The organism is Burkholderia sp. AcTa6-5, assembly GCF_017815075.1.
In the GTDB taxonomy this organism is placed as follows: domain Bacteria; phylum Pseudomonadota; class Gammaproteobacteria; order Burkholderiales; family Burkholderiaceae; genus Burkholderia; species Burkholderia sola.
Genome location: NZ_JAGIQE010000015.1, coordinates 59,864 through 81,770 on the forward strand (window position 1 = coordinate 59,864; position 21,907 = coordinate 81,770).

The 21,907-nt window shown below is 66.8% G+C and carries 18 protein-coding genes and 1 pseudogene; 11 read left to right on the forward strand and 8 right to left on the reverse strand.

Annotated elements, in window-relative coordinates; genetic code table 11:
* Positions 1–138: 138 nt before the first annotated feature.
* The 6 genes from J8I33_RS20580 to J8I33_RS20605 form a co-directional block, all read right to left on the reverse strand.
* Positions 139–927 (reverse strand): lytic transglycosylase domain-containing protein, encoded by a 789-nt coding sequence (locus J8I33_RS20580; RefSeq protein WP_124556005.1) that lies wholly within the window; start codon positions 925–927, stop codon positions 139–141.
* Positions 927–1,601 carry a type III secretion system export apparatus subunit SctR gene (gene sctR / locus J8I33_RS20585; protein WP_006480865.1) on the reverse strand — a complete coding sequence of 225 codons (675 nt, stop codon included), beginning with the start codon at positions 1,599–1,601 and terminating at the stop codon, positions 927–929. Before sctR ends, J8I33_RS20580 begins: the two co-directional genes overlap by 1 nt.
* Before the next feature lie 3 nt (positions 1,602–1,604).
* Positions 1,605–2,759 carry a type III secretion system cytoplasmic ring protein SctQ gene (sctQ, locus tag J8I33_RS20590; RefSeq protein WP_124556004.1) on the reverse strand — a complete coding sequence of 385 codons (1,155 nt, stop codon included), beginning with the start codon at positions 2,757–2,759 and terminating at the stop codon, positions 1,605–1,607.
* Between the two features lie 412 nt (positions 2,760–3,171).
* The gene (locus J8I33_RS20595; protein WP_050015044.1) at positions 3,172–3,570 is read right to left on the reverse strand and encodes a winged helix-turn-helix domain-containing protein; all 399 of its coding nucleotides are present in this window, start codon (positions 3,568–3,570) and stop codon (positions 3,172–3,174) included.
* A gap of 446 nt (positions 3,571–4,016) precedes the next feature.
* Positions 4,017–6,227, reverse strand: a complete 2,211-nt coding sequence (locus J8I33_RS20600; protein WP_209938992.1) for a xanthine dehydrogenase family protein molybdopterin-binding subunit — start codon at positions 6,225–6,227, stop codon at positions 4,017–4,019.
* Between the two features lie 2 nt (positions 6,228–6,229).
* A complete protein-coding gene (locus tag J8I33_RS20605; RefSeq protein WP_209938993.1) occupies positions 6,230–6,691 on the reverse strand; it encodes a (2Fe-2S)-binding protein in 462 nt (153 codons plus the stop codon).
* Positions 6,692–6,872: 181 nt separating this feature from the next.
* Between J8I33_RS20605 and J8I33_RS20610 the strand changes: the two genes are divergently transcribed.
* From J8I33_RS20610 to J8I33_RS20645, 8 genes are all read left to right on the forward strand, one after another.
* Positions 6,873–7,799, forward strand: a complete 927-nt coding sequence (locus J8I33_RS20610) for an AraC family transcriptional regulator (RefSeq protein WP_050015052.1) — start codon at positions 6,873–6,875, stop codon at positions 7,797–7,799.
* A gap of 1,772 nt (positions 7,800–9,571) precedes the next feature.
* Positions 9,572–9,895 carry a hypothetical protein gene (locus J8I33_RS20615; RefSeq protein ID WP_050015054.1) on the forward strand — a complete coding sequence of 108 codons (324 nt, stop codon included), beginning with the start codon at positions 9,572–9,574 and terminating at the stop codon, positions 9,893–9,895.
* Between the two features lie 111 nt (positions 9,896–10,006).
* On the forward strand, positions 10,007–10,597 hold the full coding sequence (locus J8I33_RS20620; protein ID WP_050015056.1) for a hypothetical protein: 591 nt from the start codon (positions 10,007–10,009) through the stop codon (positions 10,595–10,597).
* Positions 10,598–10,669: 72 nt separating this feature from the next.
* Positions 10,670–10,951: a hypothetical protein gene (locus J8I33_RS20625; RefSeq protein ID WP_050015058.1), complete on the forward strand. Its 282-nt coding sequence runs from the start codon at positions 10,670–10,672 to the stop codon at positions 10,949–10,951.
* A 44-nt stretch (positions 10,952–10,995) separates the two neighbouring features.
* Positions 10,996–12,534 (forward strand): chemotaxis protein CheA, encoded by a 1,539-nt coding sequence (locus J8I33_RS20630; protein WP_209938994.1) that lies wholly within the window; start codon positions 10,996–10,998, stop codon positions 12,532–12,534.
* Between the two features lie 153 nt (positions 12,535–12,687).
* Positions 12,688–13,272, forward strand: coding sequence for a hypothetical protein (locus J8I33_RS20635; protein ID WP_124595230.1), 585 nt, complete (start codon positions 12,688–12,690; stop codon positions 13,270–13,272).
* A gap of 135 nt (positions 13,273–13,407) precedes the next feature.
* Positions 13,408–14,805, forward strand: a complete 1,398-nt coding sequence (locus tag J8I33_RS20640; RefSeq protein WP_209939022.1) for a sigma-54 dependent transcriptional regulator — start codon at positions 13,408–13,410, stop codon at positions 14,803–14,805.
* Between the two features lie 129 nt (positions 14,806–14,934).
* Entirely contained in the window at positions 14,935–15,441 is a 507-nt protein-coding gene (locus J8I33_RS20645) for a hypothetical protein (RefSeq protein WP_124555998.1), read from the forward strand.
* A gap of 71 nt (positions 15,442–15,512) precedes the next feature.
* Here J8I33_RS20645 and J8I33_RS20650 read toward each other — a convergent pair whose 3' ends face one another.
* Complete coding sequence (locus J8I33_RS20650; RefSeq protein ID WP_011547320.1) at positions 15,513–16,004, reverse strand: hypothetical protein; 492 nt, start codon at positions 16,002–16,004, stop codon at positions 15,513–15,515.
* A 376-nt stretch (positions 16,005–16,380) separates the two neighbouring features.
* Here J8I33_RS20650 and J8I33_RS20655 point away from each other — a divergent pair, with 376 nt between their 5' ends.
* Positions 16,381–17,058 (forward strand): response regulator transcription factor, encoded by a 678-nt coding sequence (locus tag J8I33_RS20655; RefSeq protein WP_050015069.1) that lies wholly within the window; start codon positions 16,381–16,383, stop codon positions 17,056–17,058.
* Positions 17,059–17,077: 19 nt separating this feature from the next.
* Here the strand turns inward: J8I33_RS20655 and J8I33_RS20660 are convergent, their stop codons facing one another.
* The gene (locus J8I33_RS20660; RefSeq protein ID WP_089489539.1) at positions 17,078–18,631 is read right to left on the reverse strand and encodes a methyl-accepting chemotaxis protein; all 1,554 of its coding nucleotides are present in this window, start codon (positions 18,629–18,631) and stop codon (positions 17,078–17,080) included.
* Positions 18,632–18,844: 213 nt separating this feature from the next.
* Between J8I33_RS20660 and J8I33_RS20665 the strand changes: the two genes are divergently transcribed.
* A complete protein-coding gene (locus J8I33_RS20665; RefSeq protein ID WP_209938995.1) occupies positions 18,845–18,988 on the forward strand; it encodes a hypothetical protein in 144 nt (47 codons plus the stop codon).
* A 150-nt stretch (positions 18,989–19,138) separates the two neighbouring features.
* Positions 19,139–21,891 (forward strand): annotated as a pseudogene (locus J8I33_RS20670) (type VI secretion system Vgr family protein).
* Positions 21,892–21,907: the final 16 nt, after the last annotated feature.

The following is a 21,907-nucleotide window of genomic DNA, read 5'->3' on the forward strand; positions in this document are numbered from 1 at the left end:
GGCAGGAAGCGCTCGGCGCCCCGGCGTCGCGCGGGCTACGAGATGCGCGCGGCGTGCGGCAGCCATGCCGCGCGGCGTCGTTCGGACCCCTGAAAGCGGCGCGGACGCGCGCGCCCGGCGCCGCGCGCGATCATGCGATTACTGATCGAGACACCGCACGCACAGCCGCTTCGCCTGGCTCGCCGGCAAGCCGCGGCACATCATCACGACCGGGCGCGCATGGCACGACGGGGCGTCGGCGGACGCGGCCGGCAACGGCAGCCGGCGCGCGCGGTCGGGCGGCGTGGTCGCGGCCGCCTCCATGCGTCGCTGCCGCGCCGGCGGCGGCACGTCGCGCACGACCGGGATCGGCTCGATGCCGCCTTCGTGCGCGTTGCGCTGCGCGCTCGCGACGACGCGGCTCACGTAGCCGCTCGAGAAGCCGGTCGTGAAGTTGCCGCTGTAATAGCACGACAGCGCCGCGCGCAACGCGGCCTGCGTCGCGCGGCCGGTGCCCGACGAGCGCGCGAAGCATTCGGTCAGGATCGCGCCGCCGGCCCGCAGATTGCGGCACGGCTCGAACATCGTCGCTTCATCGAGCCCGTATTTCGCGAAATTGCGTTCGTTCACCTGCGCGAGACCGACGCTGTAGCTGAAGCCGCGCGACGACAGTGCGCGCGCGGTCGCGCGCGCCTCGTCGAGCGAGGCGGGCTGGCGCGCCAGATGCCCGCCGACCACGCCGATCGCATACGGATTGAAGCCCGACTCGGTGCGCACGAGGGCGGCGAGCGTAGCGGGGTCGACGTTCGGCGCGCACGCGCGAGCGAGTTGCGCGAAACCGGCGGCGCTGCCGGTTGCCTGCGCGACGCCGGGCTGGCCGCACGCGAGCACGAGCGCGACGAGCGCGGCAACGCACGCGGCGGCGGTTCGCAGGGCGCGTGCGCGCATCATCCGGCTCCGGCGACCCGATACGACAGCACGAGCCCGTGCACGAGCAGCGACCAGCCGTCGAGCGCGACGAACAGGAGCAGCTTGAACGGCACGGAGATCGTGGTCGGCGAGATCATCTGCATCCCTAATGCCAGCAGGATGTTCGCGACCAGCAGGTCGACGACGATGAACACGATGTAGATCACGAAGCCGATCTGGAACGCCTTCGTCAGCTCGGCGAGCGTGAAGCTCGGCACCAGCACGAGCAGGTCGTCGTCCTTGATGCCGTCCGCGCGGTTCTTTGGCCACACCGACGTCGCGGTGCGCACGAAGAATTCGCGATCGCGCTGCCGCGTATGCGAGACGAGGAAATCCTTGATCGGCGGCAGCGCGGCATCGGCGAGCGCGCCGATGTCCGACGTCGACAACTGTCCCGACGCATCGAAGTGGCGCGCCTGCAGCGCGTCGCGGATCGACATCCCGACGGGCGCCATGATGAACAGCGACAGGATCAGCGCGATGCCGTTCAGCACCAGGTTCGGCGGCACCTGCTGGATCCCGAGCGCGGAGCGCAGCAGGCCGAGCACGACCACCAGCTTCGTGTAGCTCGTCACCATCAGCGCCGCGAACGGCGCGATGCCGAGCGCGGCGATCACCGCGATCAGCGCGACCGGATTCGGCAGGTTGCCCATCGTTCAGCGCTCGCGCGGCGCGGGTTGCGTCAGCGTGACGACGCGTACGCCGAGCTTCTGGCCGACCGCGATCAGATGGCCGGTGCCGATCAGCATCCCGTTCGCGACGAGATGGATCACGCTCTGGTTGATGCCCTGCTGCAGCTCGATCACGGCGCCCGGCTGCAGCGCGCTCAGTTCGCCGAGCGGCATCGACGTGGGCGGCAGCTCGAAGCGCAGGTCGACCGCGAGGCCGTCGAGCGAGCGCGGTGCGTCGGCGGGCGGCGCGTCGTGCGTCGTCGTCGGCGCGGAGTCGGTGCGGGTCGGTTCCAAAGGCATCTCCCTGATTCGTTCGACGGTCAGCCGGTTGCCCGACGGCCGTCCGGTGATCTCCCACGCCGGCGCGGCCGGCAGCCGCGCGACGCACAGCAGGTTCTGCTCGTGCGCCTGCCAGCGCTCGATCGCGATGATGTCGCCGCCGACGACGTCGGCCAGTTCGGCCGTCGTCAGCTCGGTGCGGCCGATCTCGAACACGAGCGGCACGGGCAGGCTCGCGTAGGCCGCGCGCGCGTCGGCGAGCGCGGCCGGCGCGGCCGCGAAGAATACGGCCAGCGCATCCGGCGCGTCGAACAGCAGCGCGCCGTGGCAGCGCCACGCGGCGTCGGCGCGCCGCAGCTCGAACCGCAGCGCGGACGGCAACGCGTGCCAGGCCGGCGCGTTGTCCGCCGGCGGCAGCAGTTCCACACGCTGCCGCGTCGCCGTCTGCAGCACGGCCGCGAGCGGCGCGGCGAGATCGGCGAGCAGCGCCGCGCGGATCACGGCCGGAACCGCCGGATCGGCCGCATCGCCGAGCCATTCGGTTTCCGCGATCGGGTCGATCCACAGCGTGCCGGCGGCCGGGCCGACGACGAAACGGTACGCATGTGCATCGGCGGCAGGCTCGGCGTCGACGCGCCAGCGCACCTCGTACGCGTGCTCGCCTAGCGTGACCGGGACGGCGCCCGTCGCGCAATACGCATGCGACAGCCCACGCGCGGCGGCGGCGGACAGGCGCGGCAGGTAGGGCGACGCGTCGAGCGCGACCGCGGCCGGCGCGGCGGCGGGCGGCGGGGAAGCGGCGGGCATGGCCCGGTTCGCGGCGTCGCCGGCGTCGGCATTCGTCAGGAACAGCGCAGGCACGGCGGGATCGGGGCGGATTCGGCGTCGGTTCGACGGGTTGTTCTGATGCCGGCGGCGCCGAGGGGCGCGCGGCTGCTGCGTCGATTGTAGGGACGGCGCTGGCCGCGTGCCGCGCCGGAATCCGTAGTCGCGACCAGCGCGCGCAGACGGCGGGAGCGCGGCGCTACGAAGCGTGACGAAGTGCGGCAGGGTGCAGCGGGGTGCGGCGGCGGGCGATGAAGCGGGCGGCGCGACGGCTGGCGGTCAAAGGCGACCGCCGCCCGGAGGCGGCGGTCGGGACGCGACTGGCTGGCGGGGCCGGACGGCGGGCAGGCCGCATCCGGCTGGCAGGTCGCGAGGGGCTGCGGATCCGCGCAGCGCGGTGGGGAGGCGTTGCCGGCGCGCGGCGAACGGGCGGCGCGCGGGCGAAGCGTTACGCGTAGTCGGCGGACATCGCCGGCTGCGGCGCCGCGCGCATGATCGGCGCCGCGTCGTGGCGCTCGACGTGCGTCATCGCCGCACCGAACAGCACGAGACGATAGCCGACCGCGTAGATCGGGATGATGCGCAGGTTCTTGTCGTGTTCGAGCTGCAGCTTCGAACGGATTCGCGAGATATGAGTGTCGAGCGTGCGCGACGACACGCCGAGCTCGCGGCCCCATACGGCTTCCTGGATTGCCTGCCGCGGCACGATCTTGTTCATGTTGTCGAGCAGGAATTCGACGACGTCGAATTCGCGCGGGGTCACGTCGACGACCTTGTTGTCGATTTCGATCGTGCGGCGGACGAAGTTGATTTTTATGTTGTCGATGTACAGGTATTTGCAATCCATGGTGGCCCTCGCATGTCCGTAAAGGAGTGTTTGCGGGGTCCTGTGCTGCAACTTCCGGGCCAGGGAGATGGTTGTCCGGCGGTGCGAGCCCGCGGCAAGGGCGCGGACGGCGGGGAAGCGTTGAATTTAAAAGAATTTTTAACGGGGAACGCCGGGCGACCGATGAAAGCGGCCGGGCAATAGTGAAGGATTGTTACGTAGCATCGGGTGGCGACGTTACGGGCGTTACGTCTGACGTAACGTGGGAGGAGGTCCGGACGCCGGGGCAGGCCGGATGAGATTGCGGATGGATAACGAACCCTACATCGAACCGTACCGGGCTGGCTCGATTATTTTTAATAATCAATAGGTTGTCGAAGATTTTTGCCGACATTGAACCCTACATCGGCGGCCGAAAAACACCGGCCGCGGCGCATACCTTGCGCCGCAGCCGGCGTCCCGGCCCATCAAGCCTTCGCGCTCTCCGCCGAATCGAACGGCAGCACGTAATGCCGCTTGCCCGTCGCCGCGAAGATCGCGTTCGCCACGGCCGGCCCGACCGGCGCGACGCCCGGCTCGCCGACCCCGGTCGGCGCCTCGGCCGACGGCACGATATGCACCTCGACCTTCGGCATCTCGGCCATCCGCAGCACGTGATAGCCGTCGAAGTTGCGTTGCTCGACCTGGCCGTCCTTCAGCGTGATCGCGCTGTGCATTGCCGCGCCGAGCCCGAAACCGATGCCGCCTTCCATCTGCGCGGCGACGATGTCGGGATTGATCGCGATCCCGCAGTCGACCGCGCACACCACGCGCTCGACCTTCACCTTGCCGTCCGCATCGACCGACACCTCGGCCACCTGCGCGACATAGCTCTTGAACGCCTCGGCCACCGCGATCCCGCGCCCGCGGCCCTTCGGCAGCGGCTTGGCCGGATCCCAGCCGGCCTTCTGCGCGGCCAGCTCCAGCACCGCGCGCATCCGCGGCTCCTTCGCGAGCAGGTCGCGGCGGAACGCGTACGGATCCTTGCCGGCCGCATGCGCGGCTTCGTCGATGAACGCCTCGACCGCGTACGCCGTGTGCGAGCTGCCGACCACGCGCCACCACAGCACCGGCAGGCCGACCTGGGTCGTGGTGAGTTCGACCGACACGTTCGGCACCGCGTACGGCAGATTCGCCGCGCCCTCGACCGACGTCGCGTCGATTCCGTTCTTGACCATGAATGCCTCGAACGGCGTGCCGGCGAGGATCGACTGGCCGACGATCCGGTGACGCCAGCCCACCAGCCGACCGTCCGCGGTCAGGCCCGCGTCGAGCTTGTGGAAGTACATCGGCCGGTAGAAGCCGCCCTGGATGTCGTCCTCGCGGGTCCATTGCAGCTTGACCGGCTTGCCGTCCGCGCCGAGCGCCTTCGCGATCGACACGGCCTCGACCACGTAATCCGACCACGCGTTCGCACGCCGGCCGAAGCTGCCGCCCGCATACAGCGTGTGGATCTTCACCTGTTCGGGCTTCAGTCCCGCGACCTTGGCCGCGTTGCTCTGGTCGACCGTCTGGAACTGGTCGCCGGCCCAGATCTCGCAGCTGTTCGCCGTCAGCTTGACGACCGCGTCGAGCGGCTCCATCGGCGCATGCGCGAGATACGGGAATTCGTACGTCGCGCTGATCTTGCGCGCCGCGCCGGCGATCGCCGCATCGGCATCGCCGTCCTTGCGCGCGGACGCGCCCGGCTTCTCGGCGAGTTGCCGGTATTCGCGCATCAGCTCGTCCGAGCCGCGCTTTTCCGCCTTCGTTTCGTCCCAGTCGATCTTCAGCGCGTCGCGGCCCTGTTTCGCGGCCCAGAAGCCCGTCGCGACGACCGCGATACCGCCCGGCACCTGCACGACCGAGACGACGCCCGGCACGGCCTTCGCGGCCGTCGCGTCGAACGATTTCACCGTCGCGCCGAAGCGCGGCGGCCGCTGCAGCAGCGCGACGCGCATGCCGGGGAACGTCGTGTCGAGCGTGAAATGCGCGGTGCCGTTCGATTTCGACGATGCGTCGACGCGCGGAATCCGATGCCCGATCAGCTTGAAATCGGCCGGCTGCTTCAGCGTGACCTTGTCCGGCACCGGCAGCTTCGACGCATCGGCGACGAGCGTGCCGTATGCGGCCGTCTTGCCGCTCTTTGCGTGCGTGACGACGCCGTTGGCGGTGGTCAGTTCGGCGGCCGGCACCTTCCAGCGGGCCGCGGCGGCCGACACGAGCATCGCGCGCGCCTTGCCGCCCGCTTCGCGCAGTTGCTGCCACGAGTTCGACATGGCCGAGCTGCCGCCCGTGCCCTGCATCGTGCCGAACGCGAGGTTCGCATAGCGCTTCGCATCGGCCGGCGCGCTTTCGACGCGCACGCTCGACCAGTCGGCGTCGAGCTCCTCGGCGACGATCGTCGCGATGCCCGTATATGCGCCCTGGCCCATTTCGACGTGCTTCGCGATCACCGTGACGGCGCCGTCGGGCGTGATGCGCAGGAAGGCGTTCGGCGCGAATTCGCCGGCCGGCGCGGTCGCGGCGAGCGCGCGGCGGCCGAGGCCGGCCCAGTCGAAGCCGATGGTCAGGCTGACGGCGGCAGCGGCGCCCGCGGCTTTCAGGAACGTGCGGCGCGACGGGCGCACCGCATCGGTGTGGTCGAGTTCGATCGTCATGGTCAGGCTCCCAGTGTCGCGGCCGCATCGTGGATCGCGGCCCGGATGCGGGCGTAGGTCGCACAGCGGCAGAGGTTGCCGTTCATCGCGGCGTCGATGTCCGCATCGGTCGGCTTCGGGTTCTGTTCGAGCAACGCGGTGGCCGACATGATCTGGCCGGACTGGCAATAGCCGCATTGCGGCACCTGCAGCTTCACCCACGCGGCCTGCACGGCCTGCGCGGGCTTGCTTTGCACGCCTTCGATCGTCGTGACGTGCTTGTCCGCGATGCCGGCGAGCGGCAGCACGCACGAGCGTACGGCCTGGCCTTCGAGATGGATCGTGCACGCGCCGCACTGCGCCATGCCGCAGCCGAATTTCGTGCCGGTCAGTCCCGCGTGTTCGCGAATCGCCCAGAGGACGGGCATCGACGGATCGGCGTCGAGCGTGACGTTCTTGCCGTTCAGGACAAACGAGGTAGGCATGTTGTATGTCTCCGTGGGGAAAACCCGCCTTACGGGCAGGTTAGCCGGGAGTGTGCGCGAGCAGCCCGAATTTGCGTCTACCCAATCCTGCAAATTTATTGAACAATCCTGCAAATCCCCGGCACGCCGCAGGCCGTTTCGCTATGCTCGCGCGACACGGGAAATCATTCGAGGATGCGTCATGGACATGACCGATATCGTCGCGTCGCGCGAATCCGGGCGACGTGAGCTGGCGTCGCTGATCGGCCGTTTCGCGCCGGCGGACGGCTCGCATTCGACGGCCGTACCGGGCCTGATGCTGCATCGGCACACGCGGCCGGTCGATCTCGGCTGCGGCGTATCGCGCGCCGCGCTGGTGATCGCCGCGCAGGGCGCGAAGCGCGTGATCGTGGCCGGCCAGGCTTACGAATACGACACCCACAATTGCCTGATTACGTCGATCGACTTGCCGATCCTCTCGCGCGTGACGCGTGCGTCGGTGGACGAACCGTATCTGTGCCTGTCGCTGACGCTCGATCCGCAGCGCATCGTCGAGCTGGCGGCCGAGATGCGGCTGCCCGAGCCCGATGCGGGCCCGGAAGGCGAGGGGATTGCGCTCGCGGAGCTGACGCCGCCGCTGCTGGACGCGGCGCTGCGGCTGCTGCGGCTGCTCGATACGCCGGCCGACATCGCGGTCGTCGCGCCGCTGATCGAAAAGGAGGTGCTGTATCGGCTGATGACGAGCGGGCAGGGCACGCGGCTGCGGCACATGGCGATCGCAGGCAGCCAGACGCACCGGATCGCACGCGCGATCGAATGGATCCGCGATCATTTCGCGGAGCCGATGCGCGTCGAATCGCTCGCGCAGGCGGTCAACATGAGCGTGTCGTCGCTGCACCATCATTTCAAGCACGTGACGACGCTCAGCCCGCTGCAGTACCAGAAGCAACTGCGGCTGCACGAGGCGCGGCGGCTGCTGTTGCTGCGGCAGGGCGGCGACGTCGGGTCGGTGGCGGCCGTCGTCGGCTACGAAAGCGCGTCGCAGTTCAGCCGCGAATACAGCCGGCTGTTCGGCGCGCCGCCGATGCGCGACGTCGTGCATCTGCGCAAGAAGGAACTGCTCGGCTGACGGGCGGCGCGCTCCGGTCTTGCGCAGTGCCGACGGTCGCGCCACGGTTCGCGACTGTAATCGTCGCCTGTCCGATGCGGGCCTTCGTCGAAATTGAACGTTTGTGTCTCACGCGCGAACCTTGGGGACTGGGAAGCACCCACGGAGATTGCTGGATCGTTACGGTTCGATGCGACGAAACGCGCGATGCATCAGGCTTTCACGAGATTGAAGACGTGAAAGCCGTCTTGAATCGAAATGTTTCAGTGATGAGAATCAAACGGATAGCCGAGTGAAGATGTCTGTTCGATGAATCGATCGTCGTCGCTTCGTGCGCGAAGGTGAATCGAACGGTGAAAAAATGAAGGCGCCCGTTTGTGTCGGAATTGGACGTTTTCATTCGTTCGGTTATTGCGACTGCAACACGCCCGATGGCACGATTTTTCGTCGCGTGATCGTGCGGGTATTTTCACGGATGAATCAAATTCCTTTTGCATTTCTGGGTGAACCCGTGTTCCGGCCGTATCGGCGGCCGTTCGGCGTGAAGCATCGAGCGACCGGCCCTGGTTCGTCGGGGTAATGGACGGCTGCTGGCATGCCGCAACACGCGGTTTGTCAGTGGAAACACACGAACCCCGAGCGGTGAGTCGAGATTCGCCTCTCAAGATTGAAACACCCGTTCACACGGGTGTCCGCCAATGCCCAGCGAGCCGGATTCTTCCATCAAATCACGATATTGCGTCACGATCTTCAATGATCGCTGTAGGGGGCGCCTCATTATCGCGATACATTCATGAAACAAAAAAACGCCGTTTCTGGAGAAATGATCAGGCCTGGCGGCCGCACGCCGCATGCAATGCTCGGTGGAATATCGCATGGCATGGGGTTTGCGATATAGGACGCACCGGCGAGCGGTCGACACGATGCAACAACGATGTGGGGGCGGCCAGTTCGTCACATGCCTGTCGGGGAAACGGCGATGAACACTATAAGCAGTGGCATGATCCGCGCATTTCTTGCGCACCAAAGGGGTAGTGGGAACGATCGGGGTAGCGCTTGCGACGCCGTGCCAGCGTCGTCGGTAGCGCGTTGCCTGTTTGCCGCCCTCCGCGCGCGCCGCGTGGTGGCGCGCTCGTCGCTTCGCGCGGCCACCCGCCGACAGCGGCGCTCCACTTCATTCAGCATTCCCGGATGCGGCCTGCTGTTCGTGCCGGACAGCGTGGCGCCGATTCCTCTTCAACCGTGCAGCGCCGTTTCGATCGCGCCGGGCCAGCCGCGGTGCCGGCCGGACTAGATCGAACGCGCGTCGGCCGGTTATCCGGAAGGCCTTTCTTCGTCAGCTCAGGGAGCAGACATGTCGTCTGGCTGCAATGCCGGCCCGTTATCGCCCGGATGAAGGGTGCCTGTCGAGCGGGCACTGCATTTTGCGGTAGTCAATACATTCGCTGATTTTTAATTCCGGAAACGGGCGCCAGTGCCGGCATTCGTTTTCGACGTGGAATTGAAAATCGCGAGCCGGAAAGATGTGCGCGTCATTTTGGTTAATTGAATCAAGGGTGTTTTTTGGTCATCTCAATGATCGTAAAAATAATAGAAAACACCTACCAATAAACTTTGGATAACTTAAAAACATAAAACTAGACTTCGGCTGGAAAAATAAAACGCCGATTTTCGATAAAGCATTGATTTATCAATTTTATAGCAATCCTTACTTTTAAGGATTGCTCGCGGCTGGAAGGTCGATGGCGTGCGATCTTCCGTGTTCATTCTCTCCACGCCGTTAGGAGTCCACCATGAAGAAGCTTCTGATTGCAGCAGCAGTTCTGGCGGTTTCGGGTGCAGCGTTTGCCGGCAGCGGCACGGTGTCGAGCAGCACTTCGTCGAGCGGTGGCCAGACGATGGCCGGGGTTGCCGGGTTCGGCCACTTCTCCGCGACCGATTCGGGCTCGGCGCTCGGCGCAGCCGGCGCAGCGGCCGGTGGCGGCAGCAGCGGTTCGATCTCGTACACGAACCACACGCAAACGTCGACGGTCGGTGGCTTCGGCTTCGGCGGCGCACAAGCGGGCGGCAGCAGCGGCGCGAACGCGGGCTCGACCGGCTGGACGTATCACCACTAAGCCGCGACGCATAGCGTTCGTCATTGGCTGGCGGGTCGGATGCCGGGTCTTGCCCCGCGAGGGCAGGCCCGGCTCCGCCACCGTCGAACTTCCTCACAGCAAGGAATTGCTATGAAAGCCAAAGTCATATTAGCGACAGCGCTCACCGTCATTTCGTCCGCTGCTTTGGCGGCCGGATCGTCCACGACCAACCAGACGCAATCCGTCGCGGCGGGTGTTTCCGGTTCGGTGCTGGTCGGTTCCGGCAGCTATACCAGCAATTCGACTTCGACGGCCGGCGCGAATGCGGGCAGTACCGTGACACCCGCCGGCTCCGCCGGCACGGCGTCCGCGTATCACAACTCGACTTCGACGGCCAGCGGTTGGGGCACGAACGGGGGCGCGTTCGCGGCAGGCGGCGGTATCGGTGCCGCGGGCTCGTTCGCTGGAAACGGCAGCACGAACGAGAACGCGAATGCGCTTTCGGGAGGGGTGACCGCCACGATCGTACTCGGCGCGAACCACTACACGGCCACGGGCGCGAACGACCACGGCAATGCCAACGCGGGTGCCGTGGGATGGACGGGCGGTGGCGGGTCGGGCGCGATCACGGGCTCGAATCACTACAACTCGTCGACCGTGTGGAGTACCGGTCCGGCCGGTTCGCCGTCCGCATCGGGCGGAAGCCAGGGCGACTCGAGCGCGACCGGGAGCAGTCATTAGTCAGGTGTGGGGGGGCCAGTTTCCCAGCGACGCTGGTCTCTTTTCCGCATCGTTGTCACGTAAGGAGTTGGCATGAAGCAGAACCTGATTGCCGCCGCTCTGATGTTCGCGTCTCTGACGGCGTATGGCGCTGACCGTGCTGCCGATGGTGGGCAATCGACTATGCAGACGTCAAACAAACCTGACCAGACAACCAAACCGTCAGAACAACACACGCTTTCGTCGGGCAGTGCCATCGGCGGACCGGACACCCAGCAGTGGCAGGGTATGTCGGCCGGCTCGTGGTCCCAGCTGGGCAGCGGCTGGAAGCAGTTCGGGGAAGCAGCGAAAACTGAAGGCATTCAGGGGAATTAGTACGGTTGCCTGGGTCGGAGGTCAAACCTCGTCCGGAGAGTGAAATGAACAGCAACAGGATCAAGGTGGCATGTGCGGCGATGTTCGCGATGACCACGATCGGTGCCCAGGCGCAAACCGCCGATTCGACGTCGAGTGCGCAATCGTCGACGTCGTCGACGGCGATCAGCCAGGGCGGTGGGTCGAGCATGAACACGAACACCACGAGTTCGCGCGGCGGTAATGCCAGCAGCAGCAGCGGCGTGCGCGGCAGCGGCAATTCGAGCGTGAACGTCAACGTGACGATGCCGTCCGGCACGGCCGGAGGCAACGTGACGCCGCAGAGCGTGAACTCGCTCCAGTCGTCCGGGGCGCCCGGCACCAACCCGTACAACACCCAGATCTCGGAAAACGTCAATTACTCGGGCACGCAGACGATCAAGACGAACCCGTCGATTCAGGCGCCGGGCCTCACGACCACGCTGTCCGATACCTGCATGGGCTCGGTGAGCGTCGGCGTGTCGTTCCCGGGGTTCGGCGCGACCGGCGGCACGACGCTGGTCGACCAGGCCTGCGTGCGGCGTCTCGATGCGCGTGAATTCCGTGCGATGGGCCTGACCGACGTGGCGCTCGCGCTGCTGTGCCAAAGCGACGCGAACCGGCGCGCGGTGGAAGCGACCGGGCACCTGTGCCCGGGTACGACCGCGCCGCTCGCGCGTTCGAACGTGGCGCCGAGCGTCGAAGCGACCGTCGCGGACGACATCAAGTATCGCGATCCGATCGTGCGCAACCGGATGGGCCTGCCGCCGCTCGGCTCGGCCGCACCCGCGCCCGCACCGACGCGCCCGATCGAGACGGCTTCGATGCGCGCTGCGCCCGTTTCGGTGCCGGTCCCGGTCCCGGTGCTCGCGCCTGTCGCCGCGGCACCGGCTGCTGCTGCCGCGCCTGCTGTCGCCGCCGCACCTGCGGCCTCGGTGGTACCGGCGGCCGCAATGGCAGCCGTGCCGGCTGCAGCCGTCATCGCCGCACCGGCTGTGGCCGACAAGGCAGCGCCGGCACCTGCCGCACCGGTTGCCGATACGAAGGCAGCGGAGCCCGCGCAGCCGGTCGCCGGCAAGGCCGCCGAGCCCGCCCCGGCGGTTGCCGACAAGACGCCCGAGCCTGCCCAGGCCGTCGCGGACAAGGCCCCCGAGCCTGCTCAGCCCGTCGCCGACAAGGCGCCGGAGCCGCTGCCGGCCGCGACCGACACGGCCCAGACCGCCGGCGAGCCGGTTGCCGAACCGATGCCGGCGGCAGCCATCGTCGCGGCGCCTGCCGCCGATGCGAAGGCGGCCGAGCCGGCACCGCAGGCAACCGCCGAAGCGCCTGCACCGGAGGCCCCGCAGCCTGCCGTCGCCGCTGCGCCTGCCGACATGCCGGCAGCGGACGCGAAAGCGCCGGACGCAGTGGACTCGGTTGGCACCGCGGCTGCACAAGCCGCCGGCATGCCTGCGCTGACCGATCCGGCGCAAGCGTTGCCGCCGGCCACGGTCGACCAGCAGGCCGCACCGGCTGCACCGATCGCGCCGGCGCCGGCCGTCATCTCGACGAGCACCTCGTCGTGAGCATGCGGGTCGGTTTGCCGTGCGACCGGCACGCTGGTCGCACGGCAGGCGCTCGGGCCGATGCCCGACAGTCTTTTCCGGTTTGACGGGTGTTGCTCCCATCCCCGAGGTCAACACCTCTTTTTGCGTGACGAGTGCAAGGAGGCCTCAATCATGAGGATCTTTTTGATCGCTTTGTTGCTGGCCAGCGTGCAAGCTGCTGCGCAGTCGGTTTTCCAGAATCCCGCGGTCTTCGTCATCCTGAACGAGCAGACCCTCGCGAACGCCGCGAGCGTCCAGCAGGCGCTGTCGACGCTTGGCCGTCCCGACAACACGGCATGCGCGCCGATGATGATGATCGGCGATCCACAGATGATCTACATGATGCCGGAAGCGGGTCACGCGCCGTCGTGGCAATCGCCGGTGTACGGCCGGGGTGCGCCGTTCGACGCGCAGAACGGGCCGAAGTCGACCGGCAAGACGGTCGGCGCGATGCAGCACGCCGAGGACATGCAGACGCAGCCGTGGAGCGACGGCAGCACGATCACGCAGCAGATCGCGGGCGAGTCGAGCGTCACGGCGGCGGACCGGGTGAACGAATGGCGGCACACCGGGCTCGACAGGATCGAGACGGCCCGCGCGTCGGACGTGACGGTGAACGGCAGGACCTACCGCGCGTATCGCGACGATCTCAACGGCTCGACGAAGCCTGTCGTCGAGCCGCAGATCTACACGCAGCGCGTCGTGTTCTGCCGATAACGCAGTATCGATTCGAGGACGGAGCGGCGTCGCGCCGCGGGACCACGGGTCCCGCCGCGCGCGATCGGGCAACGACCGCTCCGATACATACCCTTATGCGGCGAGGCGATCGTGAACCATTGCTGTCAGCTGAGCATGTCGGGCGCCCGGGATGTCGAACGGCAGGTGAGCGCGCTGCCGTTCATCGCGGTCCGGCATCCCCCCGTCGCGCCGTCGCGGCCGCTCGTCTACCTGTCGCGGCAACACGATGCCGCGCTCGTCGATGTGCTCGCGTCGCGCGGCTGGGACGTATGGCACGCCAAAACCGTGGCGGACGCGCTGAATCTCGTCAAGGCGAACCGTCCGCACGCGGGCATCGTCGATTTCGCCGGTTTCGCGGCGCCGGACGTCGCGTCGTTCGAGGCGCTGCTGCGCGACCCGCGCGTCGGCTGGGTCGCGCTCGCCGACGGCGAGCGGCTGCGCAACATCACGATCGCGCGCCTGATCCGCCATTGCTGCTTCGACTACGTGCGCGATGCGACCGCCTCCACGACGATCGGCTATCTCGTCGGCCATGCATACGGGATGCTGACGCTCGCGGACGGCGACCCGGCCGCGGAAGCGCCGCCGCCCGGCGGCGCGATGATCGGCGCGTGCGACGCGATGCGCCGGCTGTTCGCGACGATCCGCAAGGTCGCGAACACCGAGGCGACCGTGTTCATCGCCGGCGAATCCGGCACTGGCAAGGAACTGACGGCGGCGGCGATCCACCGGCAGTCGTCGCGTGCCGACGCACCGTTCGTCGCCGTGAACTGCGCGGCCATCCCGACGACGCTGCTGCAGGCCGAACTGTTCGGCCACGAGCGCGGCGCGTTCACCGGCGCGCACCAGCGCACGATCGGCCGCATCGAGGCCGCGCACGGCGGCACGCTGTTTCTCGACGAAATCGGCGACATGCCGTTCGAGAGCCAGGCGAGCCTGCTGCGGTTCCTGCAGGAGGGCAAGATCGAGCGGCTCGGCGGGCACGCGTCGATTCCGGTGGACGTGCGGATCGTGTCGGCGACCCACGTCGATCTCGAGGCCGCGATGCAGGCCGGGCGATTCCGCGCCGACCTGTACTACCGCCTGTGCGTGCTGCGTATCGACGAGCCGCCGCTGCGCATGCGCGGCCGCGACATCATGCTGCTCGCCGATCACGTGCTGCGGCGCTACCGCGGCGACGGCTCGTACCGGATTCGCGGCTTCACGCCGTGCGCGATCGCGGCGATCCACAACTATCCGTGGCCCGGCAACGTGCGCGAGCTGATCAACCGGATCCGCTTCGCGGTCGTGATGACGAACGGCCCGCTGATCTCGGCCGCCGATCTCGAGCTGCGCCCGTACACGTCGTTGCGGCCACCGACGCTCGCGCAGGCGCGCCGGCAGGCCGAGCGGCACGCGATCGAGGAAACGCTGCTGCGTCACCGCCACCAGCATGCGGATGCCGCGGCGGAGCTCGGCGTCTCGCGCGCGACGCTGTACCGGCTGATGAACACGCACGGGCTGCATGGCTGACGCGCCGCGGCGCGCGACCGCTCAAGACCGCGCGGCGGCAGCCGTTAAAACAGCAAATGGCCGCGGCCGGCGCGCGCATCGATCGGCGCGCAACCGGCACGCGGCGCATCACGTTTATCCGAGGTCATCGTGGCAGAGTGCAATCACTGCGGCAGGACGTTCCTGGTCGGCGGGCGGTCGATCGACGGCCGCCGCTATTGCAGCCCGGCATGCGCACGGGCGCATCCGGTCGTCGTCGAGGCCGAACGGGTGCCCGACGCGAAGGTGCGGCAGTACGTCGACGACTGGCGCTACGGGCCTTGCCCGATCTGCCTGCGCGAAGGGCGGCCGGTCGACGTCCACGCGTCGCATCGCGTCGTGTCGCTCGTGTTCGTCACGCGTTGGGCGACGCGGCGCCACGTGTGCTGCCGCCGTTGCGGCCGCAGAAAGCAGGCGGTCGCGCTGCTCGCGTCGGCCACGCTCGGCTGGTGGGGGCTGCCGTGGGGCATCGTGCTGACGCCGATCCAGCTCGCGCGCAACGTGCTGGGCCTGGCCGCGCGCGATCCCGAGGCCGCGACGCCGCAGTTCGAGGCGCTCGTGCGACGCAAGCTGGCCGCGCGCCGGCTCGCGCGGGCCGAGCGGGGCGCCGGCGCCTGATCGCGTGCTTCGGCGCGCCATGCGCGCTAAGGGCCAGTTCGCGCAGGGCCCGTTATTATCGTGAACAGGCCCTATGCCGGCCGGTCGAAGCCCGATGCGACCCAGCGTTCGGCGCTGGCCTTGTTGAGCTTGAACCCGGCCGACACCTTCGCGTCGGCCAGCAGCTCGCCATACGGATCGAACGCCTTGAGCTGCGCATACGGCTCGAACTCGTCCGGCACGATGTCGAGCGTCACCGACACATCCTGCCCGGCTTCGTCCTGCACCGTCACTTCCTTGTGCAGCAGCGCGCGCCGCTGCTGTTCGTGCCGCATCAGCACTTCGGTCGCGGTTTTCACGAGCGTGCGGAACGCGTTCGCGTCCATCGGCTTCGGGTTCTTCTTGTCGCGGCCCATGGTCCACGGCCCGACGAGCGCGGGCTCGGACTCGCCGTCCTTGACCATCTCGACGGCCCAGCCGTCGTCGTCTTCGTTCTTGATGATGCGGGCCGTCCAGCCGTTGTCGCGCCAGAGGCCGTCTTCGTGGATGGAGGTGTCGTCGGATTGCAGGTCGGAATCGGTCATGAGCAAAGCGGGAGGTCGGGCAAGCCGGCGAAGGGGCGGTGGCGCGCGGCCGGCATCGGCGCGTCGCTCGCCGCCGGCGGCCCGGGGTGGCATGCAAACGCGCAATTTTACCTGCTGACCGGTCGTGCGGCGCGCAATACCGGCCATCGGGCCGATGCCGCGACGGTCGATCGCCGGCCGCCGGGCGTCGAGCCGGTGCAAATATCAAACGCGTATTACGTCTTCGGCGGCCAATTCGTACGCCGTCCGATATCGCGCGCAGGCAGACATTCATAGAATCGACATTCAGGCTAAAAATAGCCTGAATGTCCTTTCAACGCCCAACCGGTCGCGCGCGTGTCGTGTGGCGCGGCCGGTGAACCACCAGGAATTGCGCATGAGGAAATTTAATGTTCGCATCGTCGTCGCGTACGACTGGCCGTTGACGCTGGCCGGTATCGAGCAGATCGCAGGCGGCGCCTGCGCGATCGAGCTCGCCGCGGTTTACCGGAGCGCGGCCGAACTGGTCGCGTCGCTCGGCGGCGTCGACTGTGACGTCGTGCTGGTCGACTATGCGATTCGCGGCGACGAGCAGATGGACGGCCTCGCGCTGTTCGACTGGCTGCGCCGCACGCGGCCGAACGTCGGGATCGTCGCGCTGGTCGCGAACGAGAACCCGCTGATCTTCCGGTCGATCGTCGCGATCGGCGGCGTGAGCGTCGTCAGCAAGCTCGACGAGGTCGGCCATATCGTCACGGCGATCCATTCGAGCTACAGCGGCGCGACCTACCTGTCCCCGTCCGTGCGCCGCGCGGTCGAAGCGCTCGGCACGCGCGGCGATACGCCCGTGAAGCTGTCGGCGCGCGAGATCGAGGTGATTCGCCTGTATCTGTCGGGCGTGCCGATCAAGACGATCGCGCAGCGCCTGAGCAAGGGCAAGCAGACGGTCAGCGCGCAGAAGATCAGCGCGATGAAGAAGCTCGGCGCGAGCAACGACGTCGAGCTGATCCAGCGCGCGGCGGGGCTGGGGCTCGGGAGCGGCGAGGCCGCGCGGCGGGCGGGCAGCGCGGCGTGAGTGCGGGGCGGGCTTGCCGTCAGGCCGGCAGCGCGAACCGCGTCACCGCGTCGCGCAGCGCCTCGGCCTGGTCGCGCAACGAATGCGCGGCGGCCGCGGCCTGTTCGACGAGTGCCGCGTTCTGCTGCGTGACCTGATCCATTTCGCCCACCGCGCGGTTGACCTGCTCGATCCCGGCGCTCTGCTCGCGCGATGCGTGGCTGATTTCGTCGAGGATCTCGTTCACGCGCCGCACCGACTGCACGATCTCGGTCATCGTCTCGCCCGCGTGCGTGACGAGCGTCGCGCCGTGCTGGACCGTCTCGTTCGACGACACGATCAGCGACTTGATCTCCTTGGCCGCCGTCGCCGAGCGTTGCGCGAGCGACCGCACTTCGGCCGCGACCACCGCGAAGCCGCGGCCCTGTTCGCCGGCCCGCGCCGCTTCGACGGCCGCGTTCAGCGCGAGGATGTTGGTCTGGAACGCGATCCCGTCGATCACGCCGATGATGTCGCCGATCTTGTGCGAGCGATCGGTGATCTCGTTCATCGTGCGCACGACGTCGTCGACCACTTCGCTGCCGCGCGTCGCGACCTGCGCGGCCTGGCCGGCGAGCGACGCGGCCTGCGCCGCGCTGTCCGCGTTCTGTTTTACGTTCGCGGTCATCTCGTCCATGCTCGACGCGGTCTGCACGAGCGCGGCCGCCTGTTCCTCGGTGCGCTGCGACAGGTCGGTGTTGCCGGATGCGATCTCGCTCGCGCCGACGTTGATGTTCTCGGTGCCCATCCGCACGCGCGACACCATGTCGATCAGCCCGCCCTGCATCGTATGCAGCGCATGCAGCAGGCTGCCGCGATCGTCGTGCTTCACGGTCACGCGCGCGGTCAGGTCGCCCTGCGCGATGCGCTGCGCGGCGTCGAGCGCCGCTTCGAGCTCGCCGCCGAGGCTCGCGCGCACGCTTTTCAGCACCAGCACCATCACGGCCGTCGCGATCGCGCCGAGCACGGCCGTCATCGCGAACCAGCGGCCGACGCTCGCGAGCACCGCCGAGCGCACGTCGTCCATGTACATGCCGGTCACCAGATACCAGTCCCACGGCGCGAAGCGCTGCACGGCGCTGGTCTTGTCCTGCGGCTTGTCCGCGCCCGGCTTCGGCCACAGATATTCGACGAAACCCTTGCCGCCTGCCGCGTTGCCGGCCTTCACGATCTCGACGAACAGGTGCTGGCCGTTCGGATCGGTGAAGTTCGACACGTCCTTGCCGTTGAGCTCGGCCTTGATCGGATGCATCACGATCACCGGCTTCGAATCGTTGACCGACACATAGCCGTCGGCGCCGTGGCGCATCGCGGCGATCGCCTCGAGCGCCTTCTGCTTCGCATCGGCTTCCGGCAGCGCGTTCTGCTGCGACAGCTTGTAGTAGTGATCGGTCACGCTCGCGGCCTGCGCAACCAGCGACGCAAGCTGGTCGCGGCGGTCCGCGATCATCGACGCGCGGGTCTGCCATGCGCCGAGCCCGGCGATCACGAGCAGGCCGAGCCACAGGATGACGATCATCGAGGCGAGTTTCTGATTCAGGGAGAGATTGCGCATGGTATGAGGTCGGTCAGTCGTGGAAGCTCGCCGGGTCGGCGTGACGGGATACATGTTTTGACGGCGTGAAACGCGCGGCGCTGTAGGCGGGAAATCCCTTAGAACGTGTCGCGAAATTGAACGGGCGCCGTGTTGGACCTTTTCAGCAAGTCAAGCGGCAAGGGTCTGGAAGGGGCGGATGTCAACGGGGATGAATAAACGACGGGAGCAGCAATGAAAGTCGAGATGATTGAGTTACCGGAAAGTATGGCGATCCATGTCGAGAAATTGGGCGAATTGCCTGCCAAGGCTCATATGGGAAGCTCGGTGGGCCACGTCATCGGCGCGACGCCGCGTCAGCCACGGCTGACGAATTAATCGAGTAAATGCATATCTCAAAATATGTCGCTGCTGAATGATTTTGTAACTTTGGTATGCTAGCGGCCAAATTCCGAGTTTCGCGGCGTGGTCCCCCTGACCACCCGCCTAAAAGACCAAGTCACGAATAAGAACGATGAGAGCGCGGGTATGTCGATAGCTGAAACCCTTCGAAGTTTTTCGTCCGGTCTGGTTGACTGGAACCAGCGGCCCGTCGCCCTCAATTTCGGGCAAGCGCAAAGCGCGGTCGGTCATCGACTGGCGCTTCATCACGCGGATATCCACGAAGGGTTGCTGACCGGTATCGACGGCTATCTGAACTGCGTTTCGACACACGACAACCTGTCTCCCAAGCTGCTTCTCGGTCTGCCGGTGTCGGTGCGCCTCACGACCGACCGGGGCGGCAGACGATCAACGCGATCGTTCGCGATGTGCAGGTGGGCCAATCGGACGGCGAATTGACCGTCTATCGATTAAACGTTTGCGACGCTTTGTCGCTGATGGACCGCCGCACGAACTCCCGCATATTCCGTTCGCGCAACGTTATCGACATTCTCGCGACGCTGATGAACGAATGGCGGCAACGGAGTGCGGCGCTGGCCCGCGCATTCGAATTTGACCTGTCCGGCCTGCGTCGTGAACGCTACCCGGCGCGCGAACTCACGCGACAGGTCAACGAGTCGGATGCACGATTTGTCCGCCGGCTACTGCGGCGCGAAGGAATTACCGTCTTCGCCAAGGCCGGACCAGCCGGTGGAACGCGCAGCATGACCGACGAGCGGCCGATTCACACACTCATCTTTTGCGATGACCCGATGCGGCTGGCCGAAGCGCCGGCTGGTGCCGTGCGTCTTCACCCTCGCGATGCCGGAACCGAACAACGCGATACGGTAACGCTATTCGCGCACTATCAGAGCCTGTCGTCCGGCATCGCGAGCCGGCCGTCGTGGGACTACAAGAAAGCCCGTGTGGACAATTCCGCCGTCGCTACCAGCATCGACCAGGGGGAATCGGGTAACGACCTTGCACAGCTGTTGACCGATGTTGCGATCGACATTCCGCACGTCGGCGATTCGTGGAACGATCACGAACGCATTACGCGCGACCGGATGCTGGCTCACCAGTTCGCAGCGGAGCGGTACGACGGTATCAGCAGCGTCCGCGATATGCCGGTTGGTTCATGGTTCACGTTGACGGGAGACCCCGAACTCGACATGAAGCCGGTCGATCAGCGACAGTTCGTCGTTACGTCAGTTCGTCACGATATCTGGAACAACCTTCCGAAAGACCTGACTGGCCGCGTGATCGCGCTATTCGCAGCGAGCCGAAACATTGCGCAGACCGCGCTACCCGCGCCGGCCGATGTGTCGGAACGGAAAGACACGCGCTACGAAAACAGTTTCACGTGCGTCCGGCGCGGCGTGCCACTCAAGCCGTCCTACGATCCGAAGATCGACTTGCCGCCGGTCCACCTGCTGACCGGCACGATAGTAGGAACAGAAGGTGAGGAAGTGTTTTGCGACGCAGATGGCCGCGTTCGCGTGCAGATTCACGGTATCGATCCGGCGGATCACGCCCACGCTCAAGGTGTCGGCACGAACGGGTTGGCCGGCGACAGTGCACCTATCCGCGTCGGTGCAAGTTTGGCGGGCGGCAACTTCGGTGCCCTTTTCCTGCCCCGTGTCGGTATGGAAGTCCTATTGGGCTGTCTATCTGGCGACCCAGACCGTTTGGTCATCATCGGGGTTTTGAGCAACGGCGCGAACCCGCCTGCGACGTTCACCCATACCGGCGCGCTGCCGGGCAACCGGTACGTGTCCGGGATCAAGACGAAGGAGATTAAAGGGCGACGTTATAACCAACTACGTCTTGACGATACCCCCTCGCAAATTTCCGCACAGCTAGCGAGCGAACATGCGTATACGCAATTGAACTTGGGGTATCTCACGCAGCCCCGGAAGGACGGACACGGGACCGACCGGGGCGAAGGCGCGGAACTGCGCACCGACGCTGCCGCCGCGCTGCGCGCCGCCCAAGGCATTCTGTTGACAACTTACGCGCGCTCGCAGGCAAGCGGCGGCCAGCTCGATCGCGACGAACTCGTTAGCTTGCTCGGCCAGTGCACGGAGCTCTTCAAATCGCTTGGCGACTATGCCGGCCAGCACGGTGGGCAAGCCGCCGACACGGCCGGGCAAGCGACCATCGCCGATGCGTTCAAGAACTGGAAGCCCGGCGGCTCGGCGGGCGACGCATCCGCACTGATGGCCTTTGGCGCGCAAGCCGGATCGGTCAACCTCACGCCGAAAACGCACGTGACCTATGCCGGTGTGAACATCGATCAGGTCGCACAGCAACACGTGCAACTCACCAGCGGCGAGCGGATCAACCTGCACGGCGGACATGGCGTCGCGATGTTCGCGCACAGCGAAGGCGTGTCGGCCATCGCGAATCAAGGCAAGGTCACGATTCAATCTCGGAGCGACGATACGCAAGTCGATTCGGCGAAGAACATCCAACTCACTGCGGCCGGCGGCAAGCTCGCCGGCATGGCGAGCGATCAGGTGGTGTTCGTTACGTCGGGCGGCGCATATCTCAAGCTGCACGGCGGCGATATCGAACTCGGTTGCCCTGGCACCTTCACCGTGAAATCGGCCGGCCATTCGTGGGACGGTCCTGCCAGCATGTCCGCTGACATGCCGAAATTCGATCATGCGCCGCTCGGCCGCGTGCCGAAGCTTGTTCGTGCCACGGACGGCAACGCGGCGGCAGGGTTCGACGGCCAGGTACAAAAGGCGTCGGGGGCGCTGTCGAATCTGAAGACCGATGCGGCCGGCGAACTGCCGGCGGTGCATGCCGACCAGTTCGAAAAGCTGGCGGTGCAGTTCGTCAAGAAGAACGTATAAGCAAGGGCCGGAGTTT